General features: G+C 72.4%; 11 protein-coding genes. All 11 read left to right on the top strand.

The window, feature by feature from the left end:
- Positions 1 to 18: 18 nt before the first annotated feature.
- The 11 genes from ACZ4W5_RS17095 (at position 19) to aroQ (ending at position 11,794) form a co-directional block, all read left to right on the top strand.
- Positions 19 to 498 carry a DUF948 domain-containing protein gene (locus ACZ4W5_RS17095; RefSeq protein WP_402485362.1) on the top strand — a complete coding sequence of 160 codons (480 nt, stop codon included), beginning with the start codon at positions 19 to 21 and terminating at the stop codon, positions 496 to 498.
- Positions 499 to 502: 4 nt separating this feature from the next.
- Entirely contained in the window at positions 503 to 934 is a 432-nt protein-coding gene (locus ACZ4W5_RS17090; protein WP_360230085.1) for a DUF6167 family protein, read from the top strand.
- Positions 934 to 3,603, top strand: coding sequence for an alanine--tRNA ligase (gene alaS, locus ACZ4W5_RS17085; protein ID WP_360230083.1), 2,670 nt, complete (start codon positions 934 to 936; stop codon positions 3,601 to 3,603). The genes ACZ4W5_RS17090 and alaS overlap by 1 nt, the downstream gene beginning before the upstream one ends.
- Positions 3,603 to 4,082 carry a Holliday junction resolvase RuvX gene (ruvX, locus tag ACZ4W5_RS17080; protein WP_360230081.1) on the top strand — a complete coding sequence of 160 codons (480 nt, stop codon included), beginning with the start codon at positions 3,603 to 3,605 and terminating at the stop codon, positions 4,080 to 4,082. Before alaS ends, ruvX begins: the two co-directional genes overlap by 1 nt.
- A 159-nt stretch (positions 4,083 to 4,241) precedes the next feature.
- Complete coding sequence (gene mltG, locus ACZ4W5_RS17075; protein ID WP_465655267.1) at positions 4,242 to 5,477, top strand: endolytic transglycosylase MltG; 1,236 nt, start codon at positions 4,242 to 4,244, stop codon at positions 5,475 to 5,477.
- Between the two features lie 188 nt (positions 5,478 to 5,665).
- Complete coding sequence (gene mltG / locus ACZ4W5_RS17070) at positions 5,666 to 7,516, top strand: endolytic transglycosylase MltG (RefSeq protein ID WP_465655266.1); 1,851 nt, start codon at positions 5,666 to 5,668, stop codon at positions 7,514 to 7,516.
- Between the two features lie 60 nt (positions 7,517 to 7,576).
- Entirely contained in the window at positions 7,577 to 8,407 is an 831-nt protein-coding gene (locus tag ACZ4W5_RS17065) for a shikimate dehydrogenase (RefSeq protein ID WP_465655265.1), read from the top strand.
- Between the two features lie 163 nt (positions 8,408 to 8,570).
- A complete protein-coding gene (gene aroC / locus ACZ4W5_RS17060; RefSeq protein ID WP_360230073.1) occupies positions 8,571 to 9,755 on the top strand; it encodes a chorismate synthase in 1,185 nt (394 codons plus the stop codon).
- Positions 9,752 to 10,273, top strand: coding sequence for a shikimate kinase (locus tag ACZ4W5_RS17055; protein WP_465655264.1), 522 nt, complete (start codon positions 9,752 to 9,754; stop codon positions 10,271 to 10,273). The genes aroC and ACZ4W5_RS17055 overlap by 4 nt, the downstream gene beginning before the upstream one ends.
- A complete protein-coding gene (gene aroB, locus ACZ4W5_RS17050; protein ID WP_465655263.1) occupies positions 10,266 to 11,357 on the top strand; it encodes a 3-dehydroquinate synthase in 1,092 nt (363 codons plus the stop codon). Before ACZ4W5_RS17055 ends, aroB begins: the two co-directional genes overlap by 8 nt.
- Positions 11,358 to 11,365: 8 nt before the next feature.
- Positions 11,366 to 11,794, top strand: a complete 429-nt coding sequence (gene aroQ, locus ACZ4W5_RS17045; protein WP_360230367.1) for a type II 3-dehydroquinate dehydratase — start codon at positions 11,366 to 11,368, stop codon at positions 11,792 to 11,794.
- The last annotated feature ends 127 nt before the right edge of the window (positions 11,795 to 11,921 follow it).

Raw genomic sequence — 11,921 nt, 5'->3', positions numbered from 1 at the left:
GCGAGGGAGCGCGCAGAAGTGTCCGTGGGAGAGCTGGCCGGCTTGCTCGTCGCCGTGTTCTGGGCGGTCCTGGTCACCCTGCTCGCGGTGGTGCTGGTGCGACTCTCCCGGGTGTTGAAGGAGGCCACCGTCCTGGTCTCCGCGGTCACCGAACAGGCCGTCCCGCTGCTGGCCGACGCCGGCGCGGCGGTGCGCAGCGCCAACGAGCAGCTGGACCGGGTGGACGAGATCACCGCCAACGTCCAGGACGCCGCCGCCAACGCCAAGGCGCTCTCCTCCACCGCGGCCGCCACGCTGGGCGGCCCGCTGATGAAGGTCGCCGCGTTCAGCTACGGCGTCCGCCAGGCCGTCGCCAAGCAGCAGGGCACCCTGCCGAGCGTGCCGGTGCAGCCCGCCGAGCGCGACGAGCTGGCCCGGCTGATCCGGGCCGAGGTGCGCGCCGCGACCGCGCCCAGGAGCGGCCTGCTCTCCCGGGTCCGGCGAGCGGTGAGGGGCTGACCGGATGGCACGGATCTTCTGGATGGCGGTCGGCGCCGGCGCCGCGGTGTGGGCCATGAACAAGGCCAACGGCGCCGTGCAGCGGCTCACCCCGGACAGCCTCTCCGGCACCGCCGCGCGCGGTGCCCTGCACCTGGGCGACCGGGCCAAGCAGTTCGCCCAGGACGTGCGCTCCGGCATGGCCGAGCGCGAGGAGCAGCTCAAGGACGACCTCGGACTGCACGGCACCGCCGTGGCGGAGCCGCGCAGCACCCGCCGGGTGCTGCGGGGCGAGCCGCAGTACCGAGCTATCTCGGCGGTGCCCGGTCGCCCGGCCGCCGCCCTGCCCCCCGCCCGCGCCCTGCCCGACGGCGGGGGCCGCACCGTCCCACAGACCATTGAAGAAACGCCCCGCCGAGCCCTGCCGCGGGGCGGAACGAACCGGAAGGACCACTAATGGAGTCGGCTGAGATCCGCCGCCGCTGGCTGCGCTTCTTCGAGGAGCGCGGCCACACCGTCGTTCCGTCGGCGTCCCTGGTCGCCGACGACCCCACCCTGCTGCTGGTCAACGCCGGCATGGTGCCGTTCAAGCCCTACTTCCTGGGCGAGGTCAAGCCGCAGTTCTCGCGCGCCACCAGCGTCCAGAAGTGCGTGCGCACCCTCGACATCGAGGAGGTCGGGAAGACCACCCGGCACGGCTCCTTCTTCCAGATGTGCGGCAACTTCTCCTTCGGTGACTACTTCAAGGAAGGAGCCATCAAGTTCGCCTGGGAGCTGCTCACCACTCCCGTCGCGGACGGTGGCTACGGCCTGGAGAAGGAGAAGCTCTGGATCACCGTCTACAAGGACGACGACGAGGCCGAGCAGATCTGGCGCGACGTCATCGGCGTGCCCTCCGAGCGCATCCAGCGCCTGGGCATGAAGGACAACTTCTGGTCGATGGGCGTGCCCGGCCCGTGCGGTCCGTGCTCGGAGATCAACTACGACCGCGGCCCCGCGTACGGCGAGGAGGGCGGCCCGGCGGTCAACGGCGAGCGCTACCTGGAGATCTGGAACCTGGTCTTCATGCAGTATGAGCGCGGCCACGGCGACGGCAAGGACGGCTTCGAGATCCTCGGCGACCTGCCGAGCAAGAACATCGACACCGGCCTGGGCCTGGAGCGCCTCGCCGCGATCCTCCAGGGCGTCGACAACCTCTTCGAGATCGACACCAGCCGGATGATCCTCGACCGCGCCGCCGAGCTCACCGGCCACAGCTACGGCGCCGACCACAAGTCGGACGTCTCGCTGCGCGTGGTCACCGACCACATCCGCACCGCGCTGATGCTGGTCGGCGACGGCGTCACCCCCGGCAACGAGGGCCGCGGCTACGTGCTGCGCCGCATCCTGCGCCGCGCCATCCGCAACATGCGCCTGCTGGGCGCCACCGAGCCGGTGGCCAAGGACCTCACCGACATCGCGATCAAGGCGATGGCCCCGCAGTACCCGGAGCTGGAGACCGACCGCAAGCGCATCGAGACCGTTGTGGTCGCCGAGGAGGCGGCCTTCCTGCAGACCCTCAAGGCCGGCACCAGCCTGCTGGACGCCGCGGTCACCGAGACCAAGCAGTCCGGCGGTGCGGTGCTCTCCGGCGACCAGGCCTTCAAGCTGCACGACACCTACGGCTTCCCGATCGACCTCACCCTGGAGATGGCCGAGGAGCAGGGCCTCCAGGTCGACGAGGCCGGCTTCCGCCGCCTGATGCAGGAGCAGCGGGACCGCGCCAAGGCGGACGCCAAGGCGAAGAAGATGGGCCACGCCGACGTCGCCGCGTACCGCGAGGTCGCCGACAAGTCCGGCGCGAGCCTCTTCACCGGCTACAACCTGACCGAGGGCGAGGCCACCGTCGTCGGCCTGCTGGTGGACGGCGTCCCGTCGCCGGCCGCCTCCGAGGGCGACGAGGTCGAGCTGATCCTCGACCGCACCCCGTTCTACGCCGAGGGCGGCGGCCAGCTCGCCGACCACGGCCGGATCCGGCTGGAGTCCGGCGCGGTCGTCGAGATCCGCGACGTGCAGCAGCCCGTCCCGGGCGTCATCGTGCACTCGGGCGGCGTGCTGTTCGGCGAGGTCGTGCTCGGCGCCTCGGCGTACGCCACGATCGACACCGAGCGCCGCCGGGCGATCGCCCGCGCCCACTCGGCCACCCACCTGACCCACCAGGCGCTGCGCGACGCGCTCGGCCCGACGGCCGCCCAGGCCGGCTCCGAGAACGCCCCCGGCCGCTTCCGCTTCGACTTCGGCTCGCCCGCCGCCGTTCCGGGCAGCGTGCTGGTGGACGTCGAGCAGAAGATCAACGACGTGCTGGGCCGCGAGCTGGAGGTCACCGCCGAGGTCATGACGATGGACCAGGCCCGCAAGGCCGGCGCCATCGCGATGTTCGGCGAGAAGTACGGCGACGAGGTGCGGGTCGTCTCGATCGGCGACTTCTCCAAGGAGCTGTGCGGCGGCACCCACGTCGGCAACACCGCCCAGCTGGGCCTGGTGAAGCTGCTCGGCGAGTCCTCGATCGGCTCCGGTGTGCGCCGTGTCGAGGCGCTGGTCGGCGTCGACGCGTACAAGTTCCTGGCCCGCGAGCACACCGTGGTGGCCCAGCTCACCGAGCTGGTCAAGGGCCGCCCGGAGGAGCTGCCGGAGAAGATCTCGGGCATGCTCACCAAGCTCAAGGACGCCGAGAAGGAGATCGAGCGCTTCCGCGCCGAGAAGGTGCTGGCCGCCGCGGCGGGCCTGGCCGACTCGGCCGAGGACGTGCACGGCATCGCGGTGGTCGCCGCGCAGGTCGCCGACGGCGTGGGCGCGGACGAGCTGCGCAAGCTGGTGCTGGACGTGCGCGGCCGGCTCGGCTCGCGCCCGGCCGTGGTCGCCGCCTTCACCGTGGCGAACGACCGGCCGCTGACCGTGATCGCCACCAACGAGGACGCCCGCGGCCGCGGCATCAAGGCCGGCGAGCTGGTCCGCACCGCCGCCAAGACCCTCGGTGGCGGCGGTGGCGGCAAGGACGACGTCGCCCAGGGCGGCGGCTCCAACCCGGCCGCGGTCGGCGAGGCGATCGCCGCGGTGCGCGGCCTGGTCGCGGAGCGCGCCAGCTGATGGAGCAGGAGGAGAGGCCCTTCCGGCGTGGGCGGCGGATCGCCGTCGACGTCGGTGACGCCCGGATCGGGGTCGCGTCCTGCGACCCCGACGGGGTGCTCGCCACGCCGGTTGAGACCGTTCCGGCGGGCGTGAAGTCGCAGGCCAGGATCGCCGCGATCGTCGAGGAGTACGACGCGATCGAGGTGGTCGTCGGGCTGCCGCGCTCGCTCAGCGGCAAGGAGGGCCCGGCCGCGGAGAAGGTCCGGGCCTACGCCTCGCGGCTGGCCAACCGGGTCTACCCGGTGACGGTGCGGCTGGTGGACGAACGGATGACGACCGTCACCGCGACCCACGGGCTGCGCGCCTCGGGGGTCAAGGCGAAGAAGGGCCGCTCGGTGGTCGACCAGGCCGCCGCGGTGGTGATCCTGCAGACCGCCCTTGAGTCCGAACGGGTGAGCGGACGCCCGCCCGGTGAGAGCGTCGAGGCGACCGGCTGACCGGCCTGATCTAACGTCCCGAAGAGGGGTCCGTGCGGACACGTCCGCATGGACCCCTCTTTCGTTCGTTTCCGTGTCCGTTTCGGATCGATCCGCATCGATTCGTGTCGGACCGGAGCGATTCTCAGCGATTCGGGACCGCCGAGGGGGCCGCGAGCCATGACCGACCAGGACTTCCACCCGGGGCTCACCCCGGGGCACCTGGGTGCGCCGGTGCTGGAGCCGGAGGGCCGTCCTCCGGGCGCGCCCCGGCCGCGCTCCGATGCGCCGGACCCGCACCGGCGGCGTAACGGACTGGCCTGCGGCCTCACCGCCTTCGCCCTGGTCGCGGTCTTCGGCGGGATCGGGCTCACCGGCTACACCTGGTTCCAGCACCAGCGCAAGCCCGCGGCGGCCGCCGACTACGCGGGGCAGGGCAGCGGCAGCGTCCAGGTCTCGGTGCCGGAGGGCGCGGGCCTGTCCCAGATCGCCTCCGCGCTGGTCCGCAACGGGGTGGTGGCCAGTTCGCTCGCCTTCACCCGGGCGGCGAAGGGCAGCGCGGCCGCCGCCGGGCGGATCCAGCCCGGCACGTACACCTTGAAGCAGAAGATGTCGGCCGCCGCCGCGCTGTCCGTCCTGATCGACCCGGCCAACGCCAACGGCCTGACCATTCCCGAGGGTTGGCGCGGCTACCAGATCTACGCGGCGATCGACAAGAAGCTCAACCTCCCCGCGGGCACCACCCAGAAGGCCGCCCAGGAGCAGAGCGCCGAGCTCGGCCTCCCGGACTTCGCCAAGGGCAGCCCCGAGGGCTACCTGTTCCCGGCGACCTACGCCGTCACCGACGGGACCACCGCGCTGGACCTGTTGAAGCAGATGGTCGAGCGGGCGGGCAAGGAGTTCAGCCGGGACGACGCCAACGTCGTCGCGCAGAACCTCGGGCAGAGCCTGTACGGGCTGGTCACCGTCGCCAGCATGGTCCAGGGCGAGGCCGACAACACCGAGGACATGGGCAAGGTGGCCCGGGTCATCTACAACCGGCTGGCCAAGGGGATGCCGCTCCAGCTGGACTCCACCATCAACTACGCCCTCGGCCGCTCGACCCTGAACACCACCGTCACCGACACCAAGCTGGACTCCCCGTACAACACCTACCTGCACCCGGGCCTGCCGCCGTCGCCGATCTCCAACCCGGGCCGGCAGGCGATCATGGCGGCGCTGGACCCGACGCCGGGGGACTGGGTCTACTTCGTGACCGTGAAGCCCGGGGACACCCGCTTCACCGACAGCTTCGAGGTGCAGCAGAAGAACGTCGCCGAGTTCAACGCCGCCCGGGCGGCCAAGCCGAGCGCGCCGGACTCCACCGCTGCGACCGCCGCCGCCAGCCCCTCGACACCGGGCGCCGCCACACCGTGACGGCCCCGTACGCCGAGCGTGAGGTCGCTCACTGACAGTGCGTCCGCCCGGGCGGGGGTACGGCTGCGGTACGGTAACGTCTCCTCCCAGGCGCTGCGCTAGCACGCCGGTTCGAGAATCAGCCGGGACCGCGTCGTCCCGGACGGCCGGTCCGATCCTCCGGTCGTCACCGTCGGTTAAGGGGATCAATGACCGATCTGGGTCGGGGCTACGGCCCCCAGGGCGAGCCGTGGCACCCCGGTGATCCCGGTTACGGCGGCCAGCAGCCGATCCCCGGCCAGCAGGACGGCCAGTGGCAGCAGTACCCGCAGCAGGACCAGCACGGCCAGCAGCCGTACGGGGACGCTCAGCAGGGGTACGCGCAGCAGCAACAGCAGCAGATGCAGCAGCAGATGCACGGCGGCCACCCCCAGCAGATGATGGCGCCGCAGGGGTACCAGCAGCAGGGCATGCCGCAGCAGGGGTACCCGCAGCAGCAGATGCCGCAGCAGGGCTACGACCAGGGGTTCCCGCAGCAGGGCATGGGCCAGCAGGGGCAGGCCTACCCGCAGCAGATGCAGCAGGGGATGCCCCAGCAGGGGTACGGGCAGCAGCAGATGCCGATGCAGCAGCAGGGCATGCCGCAGCAGATGCAGCAGATGCAGCAGGGGATCCCCCAGCAGCAGGCCGCTCCGCAGCAGCAGCAGGCCGCCCGCCCGGCCCCGGCGCCCGAGGCCGCCTCCGGTCCCGGCCCGGACGGCATCGACTGGGAGGCCGAGGCCGCCGCGCTGGAGTCCGGCGCCGATCCGGTCGGTGGCGCGCACGAACCCGCGGAGGGGGAGTGGGACGGCCGCGCCGAGGAGGAGCACCACGAGGGCGACCGCTACCTCGACGAGCACGCCGAGGCCGAGCAGAGCGGCTTCCTCGGTGAGCAGGACGACTCCCGCGAGGCGAAGAAGAAGCGCAAGGAGAGCGGCAAGAAGGCCGGCCGCCGCAACGGCGGCGCCTGCCTGGTGGTCGCCGTGGTGCTGCTCGGGCTGCTCGGCGGCGCCGGCTGGTGGGGCTACGGCTTCTACCAGGACCACTTCGGCCCGCCGCCGGACTTCACCGGCGAGGGCACCGGCTCCGTCCAGATCGAGGTCAAGCAGGGCGCGGTCGGCGGGCAGATCGGCGCCGCTCTCAAGGCCGCCGGTGTGGTCAAGAGCGTCGACGCCTTCACCAAGGCCTGCGACGCCGAGCCCAAGTGCCAGACGATCCAGTACGGCTTCTACACCTTGAAGAAGGAGATGCCGGCCGCGGCCGCGGTCAAGGAACTGCTGGACCAGGCGGGCGGCGCGGCGATCGTGTTCCCGGAGGGCAAGAACTCCTCCGAGATCTACACCATGATCGACAGCAAGTTGAAGCTCCAGAAGGGCACCACGGCGGGCGTGGCCAAGGCGCAGGTCAACGACCTCGGGCTGCCCGCGTACGCGAACGGCAACATCGAGGGCTTCCTCTGGCCGACCCGCTACAACATCGCCGACGGCATGAAGCCCGAGGACCTGCTCAAGCAGATGGTGAAGACCGCCACCGACAAGTACGCCAACCTCGACGGCCAGGCCTCCAAGGCGGGCCTCAAGAACGGCTACGAGGTGGTCATCGAGGCGAGCATCCTGCAGCGCGAGGGCAACAACCCGGGCGACTTCGCCAAGATGGCCAGGACCATCCAGAACCGGCTGGCCAGCGACACCGTGCGCCACACGCTCGGCATGGACACCACGCTGCAGTACTCGCTGGGCCGCAAGGAGCTCACGTCGAAGGACATCAACGACGGGTCCAACAAGTACAACACCTACATCAACCCGGGCCTGCCGCCGACGCCGATCTCCAACCCCGGTGACGAGGCGCTCAACGCGGTGCTCAACCCGGCGGACGGCAAGTGGCTGTACTTCATCGCGATGTCCCCGACCAACACCCTGTTCGCCGAGACGGACAAGGAGCACGCGGCCAACGTCGAGGCGTACTGCAAGGCGGCGGGCCAGGGCTTCGACAAGGTCGGCCTGCACTGCACCACCAAGTAGCCGCCACCACCAAGTAGCCGCCACGGCACCGTCGTTCACGGAGATCACGGAGAGGCAGTGTTGACCAGCAAGCACCGGGCGGCCGTCCTCGGCTCACCGATCGCCCACTCGCTCTCGCCCGACCTGCACCGGGCCGCCTTCGCGGCGCTCGGGCTGGACGGCTGGCGCTACGACCGCTTCGAGGTCGACGAGGCAGCCCTGCCCGGGTTCCTCGCCGGGCTGGACGAGGCCGAGTGGGCGGGGCTGTCGCTGACCATGCCGTTGAAGCGGGCGGTCATCCCGCTGCTGGACGAGGTCAGCGCCACGGCCCGCGCGGTGGACGCGGTGAACACCGTGGTGTTCACCGCCGACGGGCGGCGCACCGGCGACAACACCGACGTCCCTGGGCTGGTCAACGCGCTGCGCGAGCGCGGCATCGCCGAGGTGCCGGCCGCCGCCGTGCTGGGGGCGGGAGCCACCGCCTCCTCGGCGCTGGCCGCGCTCGCCCAGGTCTGCACCGGCGAGGTGACGGTCTACGTGCGCAGCGCCGAGCGGGCCCGGGAGATGGCCGAGCTGGGCGAGCGGCTCGGCGTGGCGGTGCGCACCGCCGACTGGGAGCGCGGCGCGGAGGCGCTGGAGCGGCCGCTGACCGTCTCCACCACCCCGGTCGGGGCGACCGACGGCTTCGCCGGCTCGCTGCCGGCGGCCCCGGGCGCGCTGTTCGACGTGCTGTACCACCCGTGGCCGACGGCGCTGGCCGCCGCCTGCGCGGGGCGCGGGGCGACCGTCCTCGGCGGGCTGGACCTGCTGGTCCACCAGGCGGTGCTGCAGAGCGAGGCCTTCACCGGGCGGGCGCCTGGGCCGCTGGCGGCGATGCGCGAGGCAGGGGAGCGGGCACTGGCCGGGCGCTGAGTCCGCCGCGCGCGGCCGAATCGTTTCGTGGAGTGACCGGTTGCCGTCCGTCACGCGGACTGTGCCCCCAGGGGCTGCCGGGGCATGAAAGGATTCGGACAGAAGGCACGCTCGGGCGGGCCCCGGCGGTGCCGTGGGCCGGCCCGCTGATGAAGGAGCTCCGTTGGGTACGTTGCGCTGGCTGACGGCGGGGGAGTCGCACGGCCCCGCACTCGTCGCGACGCTGGAAGGCCTGCCCGCCGGTGTACCGGTCACCACCGAGGTGGTGGCCGACGCGCTGGCGCGCCGCCGGCTCGGTTACGGCCGCGGGGCGCGGATGAAGTTCGAACAGGACGAGGTGACCTTCCTCGGCGGCGTCCGGCACGGTCTGACCATGGGCAGCCCGGTCGCGATCATGGTCGGCAACACCGAGTGGCCGAAGTGGGAGCAGGTCATGTCGGCCGACCCGGTCGACCCCGAGGTGCTGGCGGGCCTGGCCCGCAACGAGGCGCTGACCCGCCCCCGGCCCGGCCACGCCGACCTGGCCGGCATGCAGAAGTACTCGATCGAGGAGGCCCGGCCGATCCTGGAGCGCGCCAGCGCCCGGGAGACGGCCGCCCGGGTCGCGCTGGGCGCGGTCGCCCGCGCCTACCTGCGCGAGGTGGCCGGGATCGAGATCGTCAGCCACGTGGTCGAGCTGGCCGCCGCCAAGGCGCCGGCCGGCGTGGTGCCGCTGCCCTCGGACGAGGCCCGGCTGGACGCCGACCCGGTGCGCTGCCTGGACGCGGACGCGTCGAAGGCGATGGTCGCCGAGATCGACCAGGCCCACAAGGACGGCGACACCCTCGGCGGTGTGGTCGAGGTGCTCGCGTACGGCGTGCCGGTGGGCCTCGGCTCGCACGTGCACTGGGACCGCCGGCTGGACGCGCGGCTGGCCGCCGCGCTGATGGGCATCCAGGCGATCAAGGGCGTCGAGGTCGGCGACGGCTTCGAGCTGGCCCGGGTCCCCGGGTCGCAGGCGCACGACGAGATCGTCCCGACCCCCGAGGGCGTCAAGCGCACCTCCGGCCGCTCCGGCGGCACCGAGGGCGGGCTGTCCACCGGTGAGGTGCTGCGGGTGCGCGCCGCGATGAAGCCGATCGCCACCGTGCCGCGGGCGCTGCAGACCCTGGACGTGCGCACCGGTGAGCCGGCCAAGGCGCACCACCAGCGTTCGGACGTCTGCGCGGTGCCGGCCGCCGGGATCGTCGCCGAGGCGATGGTCGCGCTGGTGCTGGCGGACGCGGTGAACGAGAAGTTCGGCGGCGACAACGTCTCCGAGACCCGCCGCAACGTCCAGGGCTACCTCGACAACCTGATCATCCGATGACGAAGCCCGTCGTGGTGCTGGTCGGCCCGCCCGGCAGTGGCAAGTCCACCGTCGGGCAGGCCCTGGCCGAGCGCCTGGGCGTCGGCTTCCGGGACACCGACGCCGACATCGAGGCGCTCGCCGGCAAGCCCATCCCGGAGATCTTCATCGACGAGGGCGAGCCGCACTTCCGGGAGCTGGAGGTCCGTGCCGTGCGCGCGGCCGCCGAGGGACACGACGGGGTGCTGGCGCTCGGCGGCGGCGCGGTGATGGCCGAGGCCACCCGTGCGCTGCTGCGCGAGCTGCCGGTGGCCTTCCTGGAGGTCCCGCTGGGCGACGCGGTCAAGCGGGTCGGTCTGGACGCGCCGCGCCCGCTGCTGGCCGTCAACCCCCGGGCCCGCTGGCGCGAGCTGATGGAGGCCCGGCGCCCCCTCTACCTGGAGGTGGCCACCGCCGTCGTCGACACCGCCGACCGCACCCCCGAGCAGGTCGCGGACGCCGTACTGGAAGCACTGGAGCTGAACACCCCCCATGACTGACACCACCGTCAGGATTCACGTCGGCGGCAGCGCCGGCCACGACCCGTACGACGTGCTGATCGGGCACCAGCTGCTCGGCGAGCTGGCGCCGCTGATCGGCACTCGCGCCAGGCGGGTCGCGATCATCCACCCGGAGGCGCTGGCCGCCACCGCCGACGCCATCCGCGAGGACCTGGCCGGCGAGGGCTACGAGGCGATCGCGCTCCAGGTGCCGAACGCCGAGGAGGCGAAGAGCGCCGAGGTCGCCGCGTACTGCTGGTCGGTGCTCGGGCAGACCGGCTTCACCCGCAGCGACGTCGTGGTCGGCCTCGGCGGCGGGGCCACCACCGACCTGGCTGGCTTCGTCGCGGCCACCTGGCTGCGCGGGGTGCGCTGGATCTCCATGCCCACCACGCTGCTCGGCATGGTCGACGCGGCCGTCGGCGGCAAGACCGGCATCAACATCGCCGAGGGCAAGAACATGGTCGGCGCCTTCCACCCGCCGGTGGGCGTGCTGGCCGACCTCGGCACCCTGGAGACCGTGCCCACGCACGACTACGTCTCCGGCCTCGCCGAGGTCATCAAGTGCGGCTTCATCGCGGACCCGGCCATCCTCGAGCTGATCGAGGCCGACCCGGAGGGCGCCAGGACGCCGGCCGGCCCGCACACCGTCGAGCTGATCCGCCGGGCCATCCAGGTCAAGGCCGACGTCGTCTCCGGGGACCTCAAGGAGTCCGGCCGACGCGAGATCCTCAACTACGGCCACACCCTCGGCCACGCCATCGAGCGCAACGAGCGCTACAAGTGGCGGCACGGCGCGGCGATCTCCATCGGCATGGTCTTCGCCGCCGAACTCGGCCGCCTGGCGGGCCGGTTGGACGACGAGACGGCCGACCGCCACCGCACCGTGCTGGCCTCGGTCGGCCTGCCGCTGAGCTACCGGGCGGACGCCTGGCCGAAGCTGCTGGACGCGATGAAGATCGACAAGAAGTCGCGCGGCGACCTGATCCGCTTCATCGTCCTGGACGGCCTCGGCAAGACCTCCGTCCTGGAGGGCCCCGACCCGTCGCTGCTGGTCGCCGCGTACGCGGAGGTCTCGGCGTGACCAGGGTGATGGTGCTCAACGGCCCCAACCTGGGCCGGCTGGGCAGCCGGGAGCCGGACGTCTACGGCGCCACCTCATACGCCGGGCTGGTCGAGCGCTGCACCGCGCTGGGCAAGGAGTTCGGCTTCGAGGTCGAGGTGCACGAGACCAACTCCGAGCAGCAGATGGTGGAGTGGCTGCACGAGGCGGCCGACGGGCAGGTGCCCGTGGTGATCAACCCGGGCGCGTTCACCCACTACTCGTACGCGATGCGGGACGCCGCGGCGCAGCGCACCGCGCCGCTGATCGAGGTGCACATCTCCAACCCGTACGCGCGGGAGACCTTCCGGCACAACTCGGTGATCGCGGCGGTGGCCTCCGGCACCATCGCGGGCTTCGGGATCGGGTCGTACGAGCTGGCGCTGCGGGCGCTGGCGGAGCAGCTCGCCTCGCGCTGACTGCTGGTCAGTGGCCCGGGGGGGGGGGGGGGGCGGCGCCTCGGACCCCGGTTAAGGGCCCTCGCTGGGAAGTATGGGGGGGTAGCGAGGGGGGACAGCGCAGGGGAGAGGGGTCGAGTCCCGACAC

It is taken from the genome of Kitasatospora sp. NPDC029367 (assembly GCF_055569135.1).
The sequence above is the reverse complement of the archived record's forward strand: the minus strand, read 5'-3'. Positions and strand labels throughout refer to the sequence as shown.